This is a genomic window from Paenibacillus sp. NFR01 (assembly GCF_900111565.1).
Classification (GTDB): Bacteria; Bacillota; Bacilli; order Paenibacillales; family Paenibacillaceae; genus Paenibacillus_AQ.
This window is the reverse complement of the sequence record NZ_FOIK01000001.1, coordinates 1,793,516-1,812,638: the sequence shown is the minus strand read 5'-3', so window position 1 is coordinate 1,812,638 and position 19,123 is coordinate 1,793,516. Positions and strand designations below refer to the sequence as shown.

The 19,123-nt window shown below is 56.9% G+C and carries 13 protein-coding genes; all 13 read left to right on the top strand.

The features are described 5' to 3' along the window. Window positions 1–52 precede the first annotated feature (52 nt). Window positions 53–1,468 carry an N-acetylmuramoyl-L-alanine amidase family protein gene (locus tag BMW84_RS08345; RefSeq protein WP_091066551.1) on the top strand — a complete coding sequence of 472 codons (1,416 nt, stop codon included), beginning with the start codon at window positions 53–55 and terminating at the stop codon, window positions 1,466–1,468. Window positions 1,469–1,632: 164 nt separating this feature from the next. After that, on the top strand, window positions 1,633–2,268 hold the full coding sequence (locus BMW84_RS08340; protein WP_091066548.1) for a GerMN domain-containing protein: 636 nt from the start codon (window positions 1,633–1,635) through the stop codon (window positions 2,266–2,268). Window positions 2,269–2,444: 176 nt separating this feature from the next. After that, window positions 2,445–5,189: an S-layer homology domain-containing protein gene (locus BMW84_RS08335; RefSeq protein WP_091066545.1), complete on the top strand. Its 2,745-nt coding sequence runs from the start codon at window positions 2,445–2,447 to the stop codon at window positions 5,187–5,189. Between the two features lie 95 nt (window positions 5,190–5,284). Continuing rightward, window positions 5,285–5,962 (top strand): endonuclease III, encoded by a 678-nt coding sequence (nth, locus tag BMW84_RS08330; protein ID WP_091066542.1) that lies wholly within the window; start codon window positions 5,285–5,287, stop codon window positions 5,960–5,962. Window positions 5,963–6,210: 248 nt separating this feature from the next. Continuing rightward, a complete protein-coding gene (locus tag BMW84_RS08325; protein ID WP_091066540.1) occupies window positions 6,211–6,477 on the top strand; it encodes an NAD/NADP transhydrogenase alpha subunit in 267 nt (88 codons plus the stop codon). 180 nt (window positions 6,478–6,657) lie between these two features. Beyond that, complete coding sequence (locus BMW84_RS08320) at window positions 6,658–10,332, top strand: dynamin family protein (protein ID WP_091066537.1); 3,675 nt, start codon at window positions 6,658–6,660, stop codon at window positions 10,330–10,332. Between the two features lie 358 nt (window positions 10,333–10,690). Further along, on the top strand, window positions 10,691–11,881 hold the full coding sequence (gene purT, locus BMW84_RS08315; protein ID WP_091066536.1) for a formate-dependent phosphoribosylglycinamide formyltransferase: 1,191 nt from the start codon (window positions 10,691–10,693) through the stop codon (window positions 11,879–11,881). Further along, the gene (locus BMW84_RS08310) at window positions 11,871–12,335 is read left to right on the top strand and encodes a GNAT family N-acetyltransferase (RefSeq protein WP_091066533.1); all 465 of its coding nucleotides are present in this window, start codon (window positions 11,871–11,873) and stop codon (window positions 12,333–12,335) included. The genes purT and BMW84_RS08310 overlap by 11 nt, the downstream gene beginning before the upstream one ends. A 107-nt stretch (window positions 12,336–12,442) precedes the next feature. After that, window positions 12,443–14,092, top strand: a complete 1,650-nt coding sequence (locus BMW84_RS08305) for a response regulator (protein WP_091066531.1) — start codon at window positions 12,443–12,445, stop codon at window positions 14,090–14,092. Between the two features lie 3 nt (window positions 14,093–14,095). Beyond that, window positions 14,096–15,925 carry a sensor histidine kinase gene (locus BMW84_RS08300; RefSeq protein ID WP_091066529.1) on the top strand — a complete coding sequence of 610 codons (1,830 nt, stop codon included), beginning with the start codon at window positions 14,096–14,098 and terminating at the stop codon, window positions 15,923–15,925. Next, window positions 15,922–16,944: a substrate-binding domain-containing protein gene (locus tag BMW84_RS08295; protein ID WP_254772897.1), complete on the top strand. Its 1,023-nt coding sequence runs from the start codon at window positions 15,922–15,924 to the stop codon at window positions 16,942–16,944. Before BMW84_RS08300 ends, BMW84_RS08295 begins: the two co-directional genes overlap by 4 nt. Before the next feature lie 230 nt (window positions 16,945–17,174). Continuing rightward, window positions 17,175–18,227 carry a galactose ABC transporter substrate-binding protein gene (locus BMW84_RS08290; RefSeq protein ID WP_091066526.1) on the top strand — a complete coding sequence of 351 codons (1,053 nt, stop codon included), beginning with the start codon at window positions 17,175–17,177 and terminating at the stop codon, window positions 18,225–18,227. An 89-nt stretch (window positions 18,228–18,316) separates the two neighbouring features. Then, window positions 18,317–19,105: a TetR/AcrR family transcriptional regulator gene (locus BMW84_RS08285; protein ID WP_091066524.1), complete on the top strand. Its 789-nt coding sequence runs from the start codon at window positions 18,317–18,319 to the stop codon at window positions 19,103–19,105. Window positions 19,106–19,123 lie beyond the last annotated feature (18 nt).

Sequence of the window (19,123 nt, the reverse complement as noted above, 5' to 3'; positions counted from 1 at the left end):
ATCATCACGAACGCCAGACATTGGCGGAATACTAGATTCTTAGAGGTGAAGAATGAAGAAATTTGCTTTTATGTTTTTGCTGCTGATCTTTGTTCTGGTATTGCCGGAACATGGACATGCAGCCGCCGGAGCGAACAAAATCGTTCTGGACGGCCAGGAACTGACCGCGGGGCAGGATGTGCCCGTGGAGAACGTAAATGGCTCTGTCATGGTCCCCCTAAGAATGATTGCCGAGAACCTTGGGTACAAGGTCACCTGGAATCAGCAGAACAAAATCGTCCGGATCGAAAATTCGGGCAAGACCATTGAGCTGGTGGTCGACAAAACGACAGCCTCGGTTAACGACCAAACCGTGATCTTGGCGAACGCCCCGCTGCTGCGCGGCGGCACGACGATCGTGCCGATCCGCTTTATCAGCGAGCAGTTCGGTTTGAAGGTCGACTGGGACAATACCCAGAAGGTCGTAAATATCATTACCCCGGAGAGCACGGGCGGTAACACCGGCACGGGCGGAAGTTCCGGCGGCCAGCCGGCAGTCGATCCCGGATCGATCGCCAAGGTCAACGGCATCAGCTTCAACGAAAACCGGCTGACGATTGCACTGGACGGGAATGTAACGCCGAAAGTATCGAAATTGGGAACGGATCGTATTATCATTGATCTGCCCTATGCGACCTTCTCCGACGTGTTCGGAACGGGGCAGGAGCTAGATCCGAACCTGAATGGCAAGATGACCATAACGGATTACCCGGATGTCAGTGGAGTGAGATATTCGCTGTTCAGTACCACGCCTTATACCGTCCGTTTTGTCATCGATTTAAATCAGCCCAAGGATTACAGCGTTGAAGTGTCGGGCGATGCCTCCAAGCTGATCGTCGTCGATTTGAATGCCCAAAGCTCCGGTGACACCTCAACGCAGCCTGGAAACAACGGCCGCAAGCTGGTCGTACTAGATGCAGGGCACGGGGCGAAGGATTCCGGCGCCATCGGCGTTACCGGCAAGCTGGAGAAGAATTTTAATCTGGCTGTAATTCTGAAAGCGGCCGAGCTGCTCAAGAAAGAGAACAAAGTGGATGTGGTGCTGACCCGCAGCGACGATACGTTCCTGGAACTCAAGGACCGGGCGGGAATGGCTAACAACCTGAAAGCGGATCTCTTCATTTCGGTACATGCAAACAGCAGCAATTCAGCGGCCGCGAGCGGTTCCGAAACGTATTACCAGCGCGATTCAAGCATCCCTTTAGCGAAGGTGATGCACAAATATTTGGTTCAGGCAACCGGTCTCAGCGACCGCGGCGTACGTTACGGCAACTTCCATGTTATCCGGGAGACGACCATGCCGGCGGTGCTGCTGGAGGTCGGATATTTAAGCAATAAAGGCGACGAGGCGAAGTTGTTCACCGAAGCGCTTCAGAACAAAGTGGCAGCAGGAATTGTCAGCGGCATCAAAGAATATCTCGGATTATAACAGCAGCCAAGCGGCAGGAAAAAGCCGCAAAGCCGGTTTTATCAGCCCGCTACCAAGGAGTTGGCTCCCGCGTCCGCGGGGGGATATCGGCCCGGGTTTTGCGCCGGGACAAGCCGAACTTTGCCTTTTTTCTGCCCGTATTCATCTAGAGGGGGTAATTGTTGATGTATAAAAAACTGACTATTGTCGGCCTGTCGGCGCTGCTGCTTCTTGTCGTTGCAGGCTGCGGCAATAAACCGGAGGCCGCCCCGGCGGCAAACGCCGGCGCGGCCGGCAGCGAAACGGTTACCGGCGCAGGAGGCAATAACGCCAGCGCGGCGAATGCCGAAGCAACGGCGTCGCCTACGGCGAGCGCGGACACGGCGGCGCCAACCGCCGCGCCGACGCCGGAAGCAAAGCAAAGCCAGACGATCGATGTGTATTATACCGATCCGGAGCAATCGGATCTCGTAGCCGCCAAGGCGGAGATCAGCTTTGCGGACGATACAGAGAAATACACCGCAGCATATCAGGCGCTGCAGACCAGCACATCCGAGCAGCAGGTTCCGCTGTGGAGCAAAATCGAGCTGCTGAAGCTTGACTTCAAGGACGGGCAAGTCACGTTGAACATTCATAAGCCGGATGAAGCGCAGCTCGGCGCCGGCGGCGAAGCGCTGGCGATCAGCGCACTGGCCAAAACCTTCTTCCAGTTCGATGACGTGAAGTCGCTGGACGTTCTGGTGGACGGCGAGCAAGTGGAGAGCTTGATGGGGCATGTGGACCTTGAGCATCCGATGACCAGAGACAACAGCGGACTTTAATCCATCCGCCGTAAGCAAGATAGACCCTGCCAGACGCGAACGGATGGATGTTTGCGTAGGGCGGGGTCCGGTTTTCTTTAAAGCCGTTTTCCGCTTCCTGGCAGGAATACACCGGATAAACGGCGAATATATGTTTGTACACATTTATATGGAACATTAGAGAGGGGAACAATCCATTGTCCGGTCAAAAAAAATCGTTTAAAGCCTACTCGTCAATGACGGCTTCCGCCGTTCTTGCCGCTTCGATGGTGCTTGGCGGCGCGGGAGCCGCGTTTGCAGCGGATACAACCACAGTCGCAGCTACTACCACAACGACGCAAACCAGCACAACGGCCGCGGCTGCAGCAGGCACGTTCGGCGATGTGAAATCGGGCGCCTGGTATGAGAAGCACGTATACAAACTCGCGGCGCAAGGCATCGTAATCGGCAACAACGGCCTGTTCCGCCCCGGAGATTCCGTAACCCAGCAGGAGGCCGTTCTGATGGCTCTGCGGTTCATGAAGCTTCAAGACAAGGCAAGCAACGCGACGGGCGTCGTTTTGCCGACCAATTTTCAAGTGAACAATTACTATAAAAATTACGTCATTCTGGCATTCCAGCAAGGTCTGCTGGATAAAACGACCGAAATGGCCGCCGATAACCTCAAAACCTCCTGGGGGGACCGCAAAGCTTCGCGCGAATGGATCGCCCAGCTCCTGGTACGGGCATTGGGCAAAAGCGCCGACGCCGCTGCCGTAGCCAGTGAACCGACCGGGTTCGCGGATGACGAGAAAGTATCGGCGAACAAACGGGGTTATGTCAACGCCGCCGTCGATCTGGGATTGGCCAACGGCCTGGACGGCAACCGCTTCGATCCGCAGGGCGCCGTTACCCGTGCGCAGCTTGCCACGTTTTTCAGCCGGGCTGAAGCACAAACAACTACGGTTTATGATAATTCGGTGAGCGGCATTGTCACCTCGCTGAAGGATGGCAAATTGTCGGTCTACAACAATGTATCGACTGCCGTTTACACGCTGGGAGCCGGAACGGGTTATTTCACCTCGGCATCGGATAGCAAGATTACGCTTGCTGACCTTAAACTCTACACCAAAGTCACGGTAATCGGATCTTCAGGCAATGCCGTTTACGTTGAAGTGACCGACCCTACAGTTCAAGCGGAGAGCAAGGAAGGCGTGTTTGCCAAGCTGACCTCCGGCGTGATCTGGCTGGATTCCTCCAATGGCTATGACCAATACAGCTATGATGCAAACACGGAATTTGTAGACGTGAATGGCAATGCCATTACAGCGTCCTCGATTACGGCTGGCAGCAAATTGACCTTGCTCCGCGAAACGTACAGCGGCGCGCACAAGGTGCTGAAGGTTCAAGTCACTTCCGGGGTCGTCAACAAAACAGCGACGGGGACCATTCAAGCGATTGACCTGACAGCTAAAACGATTACGTTCAAAAATGCCGACGGCACCGTCGAAACCTTCAAATGGGAGGATGGCTCCTCTTTGTTCAGCTCGCAAAATGCTAAGCTGCTTCCATCGGAGCTGAAAGTGAATTATGGCGTCAAGTATACAATCAAAAACAACTTGATTCTCTCGGTGGAAGTGACCTCGGCCGTAGAACGTACGGTGCAGGGAACGATTACCGAGCTGACCAGTTCCAGCGTTGTTTACAAAAAAACCGACGGCACCAAGGAAGCCAAGGTGCTAGCGGCGAATCCGGTGATTGCGATCTCCGGCATAACCGCTCCGGCGTTGACCGATTTGGTTGCAGACGCTACCGGCGGTGATATCGTGCAGCTGACGCTGAACTCCAGCGACCAAGTCACCAAAATCGAAGTGCTCAGCCGGCAGATCGAGCAATATGCAGGCGCCGTTATCAGCAGCTACACTTCTAAAACCCAGCTGCTGACCTTTACAGACAGCAGCGGCAAACCGCATGTCGTGCTGCTGGATTCGAATACCAAGCTGCTTTTTGATGGTACAACGGCTGTTACGCTGGCGTCACTCAGTACCAGACTTTACGAAAATGTCAGAGTCAATGTGGTCTCCATCGGGCAGCGGACCTTGTCCCTGGAGCTTACAACGAAGTACAGCGGCACGCTGTCCGCAGTGAATACTACAAGCCGAACGATTAGCATCAAGCTGAGCAGCGGCCAGACGGTTACGTTGCCGATGCCGGCAGTCATTGATCTGTACGGCAAATCCGGAGCCACGATCGCAGACATCGCGTTGAATACTCCGGTAACTGCAATGCTGACCAGCAGTCAGGATTCCATCTCGGTATTAAAAGCGGCAAGCGCCGTACAGCTGCTTGTAACGTCGGTCAACAGCTCGAACGGCAAGATCGTTGTCAGCGGTGCTTCCGGCAGCACCGAGTTCTATGCGTCCGGAGTGCCGATCACTAATGAAGCGGGACAAACGCTGACCGTTACGGATCTGAAAGCCGGAGATTACATCAATGTCAAATTCGACGGCAGCAACCCGTCGGCTATCCAAATCGTGAAGGTTACGCTGGGCCAAGTGACGGCGGTGGACGCCAACGCCGGTACACTTACCGTTAAAGATTATGCTGGAGCGGTTCAGACGATTTCGGTCAGCAGCAGCGGCGTACGCATTATTCGCGATGGCGTCACTTCTACGGGACTGGCCGGGCTTACGGCAGGAGACCGTGCGGATGTCCGTAAGGATGCAGACGGCGTGATCACCGTTCGCGTATTGACCAAAGCCAGCCGGACGCTTTCCCGTATCGATGACGGCGTGCTGACTGTCAAACGGGCAAACCTGACCGAGAACAACCAGTTCCCAATGGCAAACAACGTATATATTCATCAAGGTGACACGACATTACCCGTGCAATCTCTCAAAGAAAATGATAATATTATGTTGTATTTCAACAATAACGTCGTTATTGAAGTCGTGAAACAATAAGGACTGAGGCTGTTTTTCCAAGTGTTACACCGTCTTGATGCGGGGTTAACCTGCATCAGGACGTTTTTTTTGAACTTACCGTGGAGGGGAACGTTATGAAAGCCGCAGCGGTCCGCCACATTCTGGACACGATGGGCGGAATGTTTCCCGATGCGCATTGCGAGCTCAACCACAGCAATGCCTTTGAGCTGACGATCGCCGTGCTGTTGTCCGCCCAATGTACGGACGCAACCGTAAATAAGGTAACCGAGGATCTGTTCCGCAAATACAAGACTCCCCGAGATTATTTGTCCGTTCCTTTGGAGGAGCTGGAGGGAGACATCCGGAGAATTGGCCTGTTCCGCAACAAGGCGAAGCATATCCAGAGTATGTGCGCGATTCTCGTTGAACAGTATGGCGGCGAAGTGCCGCAGTCGCATGACTTGCTCGTAACGCTTCCGGGAGTCGGCCGCAAAACGGCGAATGTCGTGGTCTCCAACGCGTTCGGGGTTCCGGCGATCGCCGTAGATACCCATGTGGAGCGGGTGGCCAAAAGACTCGGTTTTGCCGGCGCAGACGACTCTGTGCTGGAAGTGGAGAAAAAGCTGATGAAGGCCGTCCCCCGCGAAGAGTGGACGCTGACGCATCACCGGCTCATTTTCTTCGGCAGGTATCATTGCAAGGCGCAGAATCCGCAGTGCCAAGTATGCCCTTTGCTGGACGTTTGCAAGGAAGGCAAAAAACGTATGAAAACGTCGACGATCAGGAAAGCTAGTGAACAAAAGAACAAATAAAAACTATATTAGTTAAATTAAAAGTATTTACAGCGAAAGGATTGCAGGAGAAGTTTGGAAGTGTAGGAGCGTATGCGATCGCCTTTGTCTACGGATTTAACCGTGCCAGTGGTACAATAAGTGGTACAATATAAGAAATCAGTAGACAACAGCGGCTGGAAGTCCAAACATTCTCCGGAGTGACATTAAAGCTGTTAATTGAATTTTGATTAAACCTAATATAGAGACGAAGAAGAGGATGGGATGAGATGAAGTGCATTTCTGTTTACACGGACAATTTTGAGGCGTTCTCCGATATTTTCGACCGCGTGGTGGACAACCCGCTGCAAGAAAACGAAGAGCAGGAAGTGGAAGGCATCACGATCAGCCACTCCGGCGATGTTCCCGAGCATTACCTGGAGCGCATGGCGCAGAAGCCTGAAGTGGTCGTCATGAAGGACAAGTCCCGCGGTCTGACCATTCTGCAGCATGGCAAAGTGTTTGAAATCTTGCTGCCTGTACTGGAAACAGCGTAAGCGATAGCCTTACATTTTACAGACCCCAAAGATGTTTTCTTTGCCATTCCACAGGAACTGGCGGAGAAGACATCTTTTTTTGTCAAAATAGACAATGTTTTTTACTTTTGAATTAAGATATATTTATTTTAATTACATAATTCGCAGGAACTTGTACATGTTACGGCGGAGGTGGAATGGATGAATATGAAGCCAATAGAAGCATTGTCCCTTAGACACCGTTCTTTAGGCGGACTCCAAGCGCTGTTGCAGCGCTGGAATCAGCAGGGAGCGGAGCAGGTTATTCAGGATTTGTCCGTTAAAGAGGCGTCGGGCGAGTTGACTCTGGCCTTTTGCGGGCATTTTTCTGCAGGCAAGTCCAGTATGATCAATGAGCTATGCGGTAGCCGGGTGCTGCCGTCGGGGCCTGTTCCGACCAGCAGCAACGTTGTTTCCATCCGCAGCGGCCAGCCCCGCATCTTGCTGCACCCCCAAGGCGGCGCTCAACCGCAGGAGCTGCATACGGCTTCGCCGGAAGCGGCGGCGCAGCGGTTGCAGGCCTATTGCCGCAGTGGCGAGGACTATGCCGCCATCGATATTTGGGCCCCGATTCCACTGCTTGGCACGAGCGGGGTGCTTATGGATACCCCGGGCGTCGATTCTACCGACGACGGACACCGGGCGGCCACCCATTCGGCGCTGCATCTGGCCGATGTGGTCTTCTATGTCATGGACTATAATCATGTCCAGTCCGAGAACAACCTGGCTTTCGCCAAGACGCTCAGCGATTGGGGCAAGCCGCTGTATCTGATTATCAACCAGATTGACAAGCACCGCGAGGACGAGATTCCGATCCGCGAATACCGGCGCCAAGTGGAAAGCGCTTTCGATGCCTGGGGCGTTCGTACCACAGGCATTCTGTATACCTCTCTGAAGCATAAGGATCATCCGCTGAACCAGTGGGATACGCTGCTGCAAATAATTTCGCAGCTATTGAAGATTAAAGATGAGCTCCTGCAGTTCAGCATCTCTGCTTCGGCCTATCATATGGGAGATGCGGTGCTCGCGGAGATCGACGGCGAAAGCCGGGACGAGCGGGAGGCTTGGCAGGAAGCCAGTGGAGGCGAGAGCGAAGCGGTTCTGGAACAGAAGCTGCGCAGCTTGAACGAAGAGCAGGCGCTGCTCGGTGAGATGCCGGAGCAGGCCCGGGCCGGGCTGCGCGGCGCGCTGGATGCGCTGCTCGGCTCCGGCAACCTGATGCCCGCCGACGTGCGCGAGGCGGCGGGCGCCTATATTGAAAGCCGGAGCCCGGGCTTCCGCGGCGGCTTGTTCGCGACCGCGGCCAAACGCGAGAAGGAGCGGGAGAAGCGGTTAGCGGCCTGGCACCGTCTGCAGCAACGGGAGATCGAGGCGCAGCTGGAGTGGCATCTGCTGGCCGCAGTCCGCCAGTGGGCGGAAGGGCTGGAGCTGTGGGAGGAAGGCGCCGAGCAGGCGCTGAAGGCCGGCCTTCCGGTGTACACGCCGGAGCTGCTGGCCGCCGCCGTCAAGCCGGAGACCGGAGGGACCGGCGATGCGCTGCTCAACTTCTGCCGGATGCTCGCGGCCGAGATCAAGGCCGCGTATCGGCGCGCCGCGCTGGCCTTCGGCGATACGCTGCTTGCGCAGCAGCTGCCGCCGCTCCTCGCGGCGCGCGGAGCGGAGCTGGCGCAGCGCGAAGCGGCGCTCCGCCTGCAGGCCGGCGCCGCCGCTGCGCTGGCCGCCGCCGCGCGGGCCGCAGCCGCCCGCGCGCAAGAGCTCGCGGCGCAGCTGCCGCCGCGGCTCGCGCTCGCCCCCGGGCGGCTGCCGGGGGCGGGGGACCCGCCCGATGCGGCGGCTGCAAGAGCCGCATCCCAGGCCCGGCCGCCGCAAGCGGCAGCGGCCGGAAGCGCCGCCCCCGGCTGGGGGGCGGCAGCATCGCCGGCGGGCGGACGCCGCCGGCTGGGCGAAGCCGCCGCGGTGCTGCAAGCCGCGGCGGAAACGCTGCGCGGCGAGCCGGCGATGGCGTCGGCCGCGCGCAGCTTGGCGGCCCGGGCGGAGTCGCTGGCCGCCGGGCGGTTTACGCTGGCGCTGTTCGGGGCGTTCAGCGCCGGCAAATCCTCCTTCGCCAACGCCTTGCTCGGCGAAGAAGTGCTGCCCGTGTCGCCGCATCCCGCCACGGCCGCCGTGGGCCGGATTCTGGCCCCCGAGGGCGAATATGCGCACGGCATGGCGGTCGTGCGCCTGAAATCCCGCGAGGAGGCATGGGAAGATATTGTCCACGCGTTCGGCGTACTGCAGCTGCCTGAGCCGCAGCCGCAGACCTGGATCGGGGCCGCCGAATCGCTGGCGACGGCGCACACGCATCCTTCGGCGCTGCCGCATGCCGGATTTCTGCGCGCCGCGGCCAGGGGCTGGGCGGAAGCCGAGCCGCAGCTTGGCACGGTGCAAACGGTAGGCTTGGCCGAATACCGGCGTTATGCAGCGGAGGAGTCGGTGTCCTGTTACGTGCAGGGCATCGACCTGTATTACGACTGCCCGCTCACCGCCGCAGGCATCGTGCTCGTCGATACCCCGGGCGCCGATTCGCTGCATGCGCGCCATACCGGGGTCACCTTCGGCTATATGAAAAACGCCGATGCGATCTGCTTCGTCACCTACTATAACCATGCCTTCTCCAAAGCGGACCGCAGCCTGCTGGCGCAGCTTGGACGGATCAAGGACAGCTTTACGCTGGATAAAATGTTCTTTGTCGTCAACGCCTCCGACCTGGCGGCGGACGAAGCCGAATTGGCCGAGGTAACCGGCCATGTGGCGTCCAATCTGCGGGCAAACGGCCTGCCGAATCCGCGGATTTTTCCGCTCTCCAGCCTGCTTGGCCTGCAGGGCAAAACGCAAAATGACCGCGGACGCTACGAAGCCTCCCGGCTGGGCGCCTTCGAATCGGCGTTGGCAGAATATGCCGGCGGCGAGCTGCCGCGTCTGGCGTTGGCCTCCGCCAAGGAAAGTCTCGACTCCGCAGTGCAGCGGGCCGAAGAGTGGCGGCAGCTGGCGCTTATGGAAGGGGACCGCCGGCTGGAGGAGGAGCGCCGCTTCCAGGCCAAGCGAAGCCGCGCGGAGTTGCGGCTGGCTGCGCTGCCGCAGGACGATCGCCCGCAGCGCGAACTGCGGCGGGAAGGCGAAGAGCTGCTGTACCATGTGCGGCAGCGGATCGGCTTTGCGCTCGGCCGTTTCTTCCAGGAGTCGTTCCATCCGTCGCTATTGCGCGAGGAGAACGGCAAGCTGAAAGAGGCGTTCACCGCCTGCGGCCGCGAACTGGAGCGCTCCATCCAGCGCGAGCTGGAGCAGGAGTGGTGGGCGACGACGCTGCGGCTGGAAGCCGCCGGCCGGCGGTTTGCGGACACCGCCGCCGCTTCGGCGGCGGCGGAGCTCGACATTCCGCTCCGCGAGCTGGGCCTGCAAGCCGGAGCGGAGCAGCGCTGGCCGGTCCCGGATTCGCTCTCCGGGCGGCTGGAGCCTGTGGACTGGGCAGGGCTGTGGAGCCACTTCAAATCGCCGCGCCACTTCTTTGAAGGCCAAGGCCGTGCCGACCTGCGCGCCGAAGCGGAGCCGCTGCTTAAGGAGGCTGTCGCCATAGCCTCGAGTGTGCAGGAGGAAGCGTTGCTCGCCTTCTACGCCGCAAGCTTGCGCACTGCGCTGGCCGATGCCGCAAGCCGCCTGCACGAAGCATTGGCCGAAGAGGAGGAAGCGCTGAATGCCCTCGCGAAGGGAGGTGAAGCTGCGCAGCACTGGCAGACGCTCGCCGCGGAGCTGCGGCGGCAGGAGCAGGAGTTTCAGAACATGATGAATTTGGAAGTGTGAAGTTTGTAGGAAATTGTCGGAATATACTTGCATTCTCACGTTTGATGGAAGAAAATAAGAGAGCACTGAAAATTTCCATCGAAATTGCCTTGATTTGCAGAAAAATTTGTATGGCAACGTTGATTTAGCTATCTGATTAACTTTTTATTGTCTATAGAAGGCGGAGGGTCGGGGGGATTCTGGAGAAACAGAGTGCTCGCCTTTAAAGCCCGATTTCAACCTTGAAACTTTCTTAATTAGAAATCGGGCTTTAACAGCGATCGGAAGAACCCTCCGAACCCGTAGCAGCCGTAATAGACGAGTTATTCATCTTTAGAGCCGTTTACTCAAATTCGCGAAAAAGAGGTTGGATTACACGATGTGGGGAGCTCCTGAATCAGCCCATAGCCGCAAGCTGCTGCTCCTGGGCAGCGGGGAATTGGGCAAGGAAGTTATTATCGAAGCCGCGCGTTTCGGTCTGGAGACCGTGGCCGTAGATCGTTACGAAGGCGCTCCGGCGATGGCTGTGGCCCATCGCTCGTATGTGATCGATATGCTGGATGCAGCAGCGCTGAAAGACCTGATCCGCAAGGAACGGCCGGACTATATCGTGCCGGAGATTGAAGCCATTGCCACCCAGGCGCTGGTGGAGCTGGAGGCCGAGGGCTATAACGTCGTTCCGACGGCGCGCGCGGCGCGTCTGACCATGGACCGCGAGGGTATCCGGCGGCTGGCTGCGGAAGAGCTGGGACTGCCGACGGCAAAATATCAATTTGCCGACAGCCTGGAAGAATTGCGCCAAGTTATTGACGAGCTGGGTACGCCTTGCGTAATCAAGCCGATTATGAGCTCATCCGGCAAAGGCCAAAGCGTCTGCAAGACGCCGGAGGATGCCGAAGCCTGCTGGAATACCGCCTTGGAAGGCGCGCGGGCCAAGGGCACACGCGTTATAGTTGAAGCTTTTGTCACCTTTGAGAGTGAAATTACCTTGCTTACGGTGCGTTCGGCCAGCGGAACGGTATTCTGCCCGCCGATCGGCCATATCCAGAAAGACGGCGACTATGTGGAATCCTGGCAGCCGCATCCGATGAGCGCTCAGCAGCTCGCGGAAGCCGAAGCCATTGCCCGCAGCGTCACGGAACGGTTGGGCGGCTTCGGGATTTTCGGCGTCGAACTGTTTTTGACCAAAGACGGTGTGCTCTTCAGCGAAGTGTCGCCAAGGCCGCATGATACCGGCATGGTGACGATGGTTACGCAGGATCTGTCGGAGTTTGCGCTGCATGTGCGCGCCATTCTCGGATTTCCCATTGAAGGCGTTACGCTGTTGACTCCGGGAGCGTCGGCGACGCTCAAGGCCGAAACGGCGGGACAAGCCTTTGTCGTATCCGGAATCGCGGAAGCCCTGGCCCTGCCGCGGACGCAGGTACGGGTATTCGGCAAACCGGAAGTTCGTCCGGGACGGCGGATGGCGGTAGCACTGAGTGCGGCGGAGAATGTCAATCAGGCGAGGGCGGCGGCCAAGCAGGCGGCGTCCATGCTAAAAGTGGAGGTTAAAGGTGATGAACAGTAGTACTCAGGAGCAGGTACTGCAAATCCGCAAATGCGGAATGCGTGATCTGGAGCAGGTTACGGCGCTTTTGCGGGAATTCGGCTATCCGACAACACCCGGCGTAATGAAGGAAAGAATGGAAACGATGGAGCAGGACCCGTATCATTGCACACTGGTTGCGGAGCTTGACAACGAAGTCGTGGGAATGATTGGCCTCCGGCAGGTGAAATCCTATCATAAGGATGCAGAGAGCAAAACGGAAATCACCTCGCTGATCGTCGCGGAGGAACTGAGAGGGAACGGTTTGGGCAAACGCCTCGTCGGCGCAGCGGAAAGCTGGGCCCGGGAAAAAGGCTGCTGCCAGCTGTATTTGCGCAGCGGCAACCGGATCGAACGGGCGCCGGCGCATGCTTTTTACCGGCATATCGGCTTCGAAAAGAAACCGGGTTATCTGTTTAACAAACCGCTCTTGTAGATTGCATTCATAACCGATCATTCCATCCCGTGACAATGGGATGGTTTTTTTTTGCTGGCGCGGCTAGAATGAAGAAGTACGAATCGAAGGGCAAAGAGGGATAAACCATGTATAAACTGTTGCTGGTGGAAGATGAAGAAGACGTAAGGGAAGGCATTGCCCAGCAGATCGATTGGGCACGCCACGGATTTGAAATCGTGGACCAGGCGGAGAACGGCCGCGAAGCCGCGGAGATGATCGACCGCCTCCAGCCGGATGTCGTCGTGACCGATATCCAGATGCCGTTCATGAACGGACTGCAGCTGTCCGAATGGATCCGCAGCCGTCATCCGAATACCAAGATCATCATCCTGACCGGATATGATGAATTCGAATACGCCCAAAAGGCGATTAAACTGCATATTGACGAATATATTTTGAAACCGTTTTCCTCGCAGGAGCTGGTGGATGTGCTGCTCAAGGTGCGTGGCGCGATCGAAGCTGAAATCGCCGAGAAGGAAAACGTGTTCGTGCTGAGCGAGCATTACCGCAAAAGCCTGCCGGTGCTGCGGGAGCAGTTCCTATCCTCGCTCGTTTCCCGCCGCCTCCGCCCGGTAGAGATTGCCGCAAAAAGCCGCGAATACGGCATCGACCTGTCAGGCTCGCTGTTCCAGTCTTCGGTGATCGGCATCGACCATATCCGGACGGGCGAAGAAACGCTGCTTGCCGGTAGTGCTCCGGTATCCTTGCGGGATACGGGCGATTTGAATCTGCAGTTGTTTGCCGTCCTGAATATTGCCGAGGAAATATGCCTTAAACACGGCTTCGGTAAAGTGTTCATTCATCGGGACGACGTCGTGCTTCTGTCGCAGACCGCAGAAAAAGACGAGAGCGCCATCGCCGTCAAAACGCTGGAGGTGCTTGAGGAAATCCGCCAGAATGTGCGCCATTTCCTCAAGCTGACCGTAACGGCGGGGGCCGGCGCGGTGTGCCCGTCGCCGTCGCATTTGTCCAGCTCTTTCGCCGACGCACTGCAGGCGCTGGATTACCGGCTCATCCTCGGCAACGACCGGGTCATCTGGATCGAGGACGTCGAGTCGCGGTCGGGCCAGACGCTTGTATTTGACGAGTTGACCCAGCAGTCGCTGATCCGCACCCTCAAGCTGGGCACGCTGCCGGAGCTGAAGACCGTGGTGGACGAGCTGTTCGGCGGTCTGGATGCCGGGCATGTGTCGGCGCAGGACTATCAGATTTTTCTGCTGGAGATCGTGACATCTATCCTGCGGGTTGCCAAGGAATCGGGCAGCGAAGCCGCCGACTTTATCGGCACGGGCATGTCCGCGCTGAGCGAGATTTACCGCTTCAACAACATGGGCGAAGCAAAGGCATGGATCATAGAAATTTGCGGCAGGCTGATGGACACGATCGCGTCGGAACGGCAGTCGAGCTACCGGGTGCTGATCGAGGACGCCAAGGAGTACATCCGCAGCCATTATGAAGAGGCGGACATTTCCATCGGCAAGGTATGCCAGCATCTGCACATCAGCACCGGGTATTTCAGCAGCATTTTTAAAAAAGAAATGAAGATGACCTTTGTCAGCTACCTGCTGCAAATCCGGCTGGAAGCGGCCAAGGAGCTGCTGCGCTCCACGGAACTGAAGGCATTCGAAATCGCCGAAAAAATCGGTTTTTCCGATCCGAACTATTTCAGCTTCTGCTTCCGCAAAAAATACGGCCAATCTCCCAAAGAGTACAAGAACAGCTCCCGGGGAGGCTAGGTCATGAATAAGCCAAAGACGTCGATCTTTCCGCTGCGTCCCGGGTCGCGGACCGGGCGTGGGCTGCGGCTGTCGTCCAAGCTGCGGAGCATCCAGGTGATCATTACGCTGACGTTCACCGCCGTAACGGTACTGGTCGCCGTCATCGTCAGCTTTATGCTGTACAATAAATTCTCCAGGACGGCGGAGGAGAACGCCAGCCTCAACATGCAGCAGATCATTGAGCAGGTCAACCAGAATCTCGGACTATACGTAAAAGGGATGGGCAATATATTCGAGAGGGCCGCAGATCAGATTAGCTCCAGCGCTTCCATCGATTCGGAGCTGCTGAGTGAGCGGATGAACACGCTGATGAGCAGCCGGGAGGATCTCGTGTCCGCGGCGGTGTTCACGCCGGAGGGCAAATTCGTCGTCGGCACGCCGGGCCTCTCCATGCGTCTGAACACCCAGCTGGAGAATCAAAGCTGGTTTACCTCGGCCGTCAAATCGGAGGACATCTCCTATTCGGCGCCGCATATCCAGAATCTGTTCAAAGGCCGTTACACGTGGGTCGTTTCGGTCAGCAAAATGGTCAAGTACCGGGAAGCCGGTTCGCTGAAAAACGGCATTCTGCTGCTCGATTTCAACTTCAGGACCATTGACGAGCTGAGCCGGCAGGTCAAGCTGGGCAAACGCGGCTACGCGTATATATTGGACTCTATGGGCAATATCGTATACCATCCGCAGCAGCAGTTGATCTATGCCGGGCTGAAATACGAAAACGTCGAGCCGGTTCTGGAATACGCTTACCGCAGTTATCTCGACGATTCGACGGGAGAGAAGCGGTTTATTACGGTACGCACGCTCGCCCAGACCGGATGGAAAATCGTCGGCGTCGCCTATTACGACGAGGTCGTGACGACCAAACAGGATTTGAACCGCTTCCTGATCTGGTTTCTGGCCGTCGTGCTGCTCTGCGTCATCGCGGTTTCCGTGTATTTGTCTTGGCTGATCGCAAGCCCGATTCGCAAGCTGGAACGGACGGTGAAGCTGGTCGGGGAAGGGGATCTCAACACCCCGATCAACGTCAGCGGCGCCTATGAGGTGGAGCAGCTGTCGAAGCGCTTCAACCTGATGCTGCAGCGCATCCGCCAGCTGATGGACCAGATCATCTATGAGCAGGAATCCCAGCGCAAGGGCGAGCTTGAAGTGCTGCAGTCGCAGATAAATCCGCACTTCCTGTACAATACGCTCAATTCCGTCATCCGGCTGGCCGAACGCGGCAAAAACGACGAGGTGATCACGATGATCCAGTCGTTGTCGAAATTTTTCCGCATCAGCTTAAGCAAAGGCAAAAATTTTATCACGGTGCAGGAAGAGTTGGACCATATCCGCCATTACCTGGTTATCCAGAGCTTCCGCTTCAAAAATAAGTTCCGCTACGAAATCAAGGCGCAGGACGAAGTGCTGCAGTACCAGACGATCAAGCTGATCCTCCAGCCGATCGTGGAGAACGCCCTGTACCACGGTATCGAAATGCTGCCGGACGAAGGATTTGTCTCGATTACCGCGGAGCTGGTGCAGGGCATCATCGTCATTAAGGTCAGCGATAACGGCATCGGCATGTCCCGTGAGACGCTCTCCACGATTCTCAGCGGCGGGGTCAAAAACGGCGGCGGCTCCGGCGTGGGCGTACGCAATGTGAACGAACGCATCGGCCTGTATTACGGCCGGGAGTTTGGGCTGGCTTTTGAAAGCGAGCTGGAGGAGGGTACGACGGTCACGATTATGTTCCCGGCCGCCCGGCCGCCCGAACCGCCGGAGGAACAGAAGGAGGAGGACGCGACATCATGAGAACGAAACGATTCTGGCTGACCCTGCTGATGTGCGCCCTGCTCTGGCTCACTGTCACCTCCTGCATTTACACTTCGCCGAAGTATATCGACACGGATAAGACGCGAAACGTACATCTGATCGTCAAAATGAACCAGGGCGACTACTGGAATACGCTGAGGCTCGGAGCGGAGGCGGCGGCCCGCGAATTCAATGTCAACCTGACGTTCAAAGCGCCGGATACCGAGAGCGATATCGACGGGCAAATCGCCATGGTCGAGGATTCGATCAAGGAGAAGGCGGATGTCATCATTCTTGCGGCCAGCAGCTATATGGGGCTTGCCCAGGTTGTCGACCAGGCGGCTTATTCGAAAATACCGGTCATTTCGGTGGATGCCGAGGTCGGTTCCGCGCGGGTCCGGACCTATATCGGCTCGAACGGTTATGAGGCCGGGCAAAAATCGGCGGAACGCCTGATCGGGCTGCTCGGAGGATACGGCGAAATCGGCATTATCAATTTTACCAATTCTTCGCAAAGCGGCACGCCGGGGTTGTCAAGCGGAATCGATTACGGCGCACGCGATGCGGATGAGCGGGAAAAGGGCTTTTTGAACTATGCCGCCCGGTTTCCCGACGTCAAAGTCGTACAGATCTCCTATACCACATCCAACATTACCGATGCCGAGCAGCTGACCCGTGAAATGCTGACGAACCATCCTGGTATCCGGGGGATCGCCACCTTGAATGAAATTGCTTCGCAGGGCGCGGCCGAAGTGCTGGAGAGCCAAGGGCTGCATAAGATCAAGATGGTTGCCTTCGACAGCTCGCCTTCGATGATGGAGCTGCTGCAGAACGGCACCGTTCAGGCGACCGTCATCCAGAATCCGTTCAGCAACGGTTATCTCGCCGTGAAATGCGCCGTGGAAGCCATTGAGGGCATTTCCGTACCCGAACGGGTAGATACCGGGACAAAACTGATCGATCTGGACAATATGCTGTGGCCGGAAAATCAGAAGCTGCTGTTTCCGTTCGTACGCTGAACGGGCAGACTGAGGAGAATTTTGCTAGTTTTCCGCAGCAATTTGGATTCGCAGCCGGCAAGCGGTGAGGCATAATACAATTACCCCACAAAATGGAGCCTTGGCTTCGAAGCTTAATCAGGTACTTTGCGGGGACTCCGGAAATATATAAATTCTATAATGTTAAGAAAGAGCACCGCGGCTTCCGGAACGAAGGCGGACGCTGCAACAGAATTATCCCGTGGAGGTTCATGACGATGAAGACAATCGCCAGCATTCTGGCTGCCGGCATCCTGCTGGGCGCCGGGTTATCCGGCTGCGGCGGCAACGCTTCAAACGCCGGCAACGACAATCCGGATAATCCCGGCGCCGCCATTCCCAAGGTTGGGGTCGCCATTTACAATTTTGACGATACGTTTATGAACATCGAACGCAAAGCGATCGATAAGGAAGCGAAGAGCATTGCCAAGGCGGAAATCGTCGACAGCAAAAACTCCCAGCTGCTCCAGAACGAAAAGGTCGATCAGTTCATCGAGAAAAAATACGACAGCATGCTGATCAATCCCGTGGACCGCACGGCTTCCGGCATGATTATCGATAAGGCGATCACGGCGGACATTCCCGTCGTCTTCCTCAACCGCCAGCCGCTGCCCGAGGATATGAAGAAATGGGATAAGGTTTATTATGTCGGTGCCAAAGCCGAGGAATCCGGCACGATGTCCGGGCAATTGCTCGCCGACTATTGGAAAAGCCATCCGGAAGCCGATAAGAACGGCGACGGCGTCCTTCAATACGCGATGCTCAAAGGGGAACCCGGCCATCAGGATGCCGAGCTGCGCACGACCTATTCCATTCAGGCTATCGAAGATGCCGGAATCAAGGTCGAGAAGCTGGCCGAGGATACGGCCATGTGGAACCGGGAGAAGGGCAAGGAGAAAATGGCCTCGTTCCTGGAGGTCCATGGCGACAATATCGAAGCGGTGCTGGCCAACAATGACGATATGGCCTTAGGCGCGATCGAGGCGCTCAAGGCAGCCGGATACTTCAAGCACGGCAAATACATGCCGGTGGTCAGCGTCGACGCCACCGCGCCGGCGGTGAAGGCGCTCAAGGAAGGCACCATGCTCGGCACGGTGCTGAACGACGCCGTCGCCCAGGGCAAAGCCGCTATTCGTCTCGGCGCGGTGCTGGCCCGGGGCGAAAAGCCGACCAGGGAGAATGTAGGTTATGAGATTACGGACGGCCAGTATATCTGGATTCCTAACCAAAAAGTAACGAAGGAAAATATGGAGACTACCAAATGAGGCCTTACCCCCCGGGTTTGGACGCCTCGCCGTGCTGTGTTATACTGTTTATTGTATAAACAATTGTTGTCTCCAGGAGGAACAGACGGATGGGTAAGGAAGAAACGGCGGATAGAGAAGTGATTGGCAAGCTGCCGCCGGGGGCCGCAATCAGCTGGGGGCTGGTCAAACCTCCCAAGCGGGGGCCAAAACGGGAAATGAGTATCCAGCAGATTGTCGCCGCTGCGGTTGACCTTGCCGACAAGGAAGGGCTTGGCGCGGTATCCATGAACCGTGTAGCGGCCGAACTGGGATATACGGCGATGTCGCTGTACCGGTACATTCCGAGCAAAAACGATCTCCTTTTACTTATGCAGGAAGCGGTGTGCACCTTTGAGGTTCCGGCAGAACGGGAGCAGCCGGACTGGCGCCAGGATCTGCGGGATTATGTTGCGTTCGTGGTAGATACATTCGTGAGCCATCCTTGGTTTGGGGATGTCCCGATTAGCAGCATCCCCATCACACCCAATAATCTGGATTACGTGGATTGGGTGATGCGGACGCTGCGCGATTTTCCGCTAAACGACTTTGAGAAGATGTCCATTCTGCTGCTGCTGAGCAGCTACGCGCGGGCGGTCGGCATCATTCAGCGGGATATGCGCCGCGCGCTGGCAGCGGGGACAAGCTCCGAGGAATTTATGGGCGCGGATTACGGCGAAGCCTTGAAGCAGCTCGTTAAGCCCGACCGGTATCCGAATCTGTACCCGATGATCATGTCGGGAATTTACACCGGCGAGATGGAAATGGACAATCCGGTCCCGGACGACTTTGATTTTGGGCTGGAGCGCATTCTTGATGGGATTGAGGCTTATTTGGCGGCCAGACAAGGCCGGCCATAAGCAAACAGGACCCGGCAG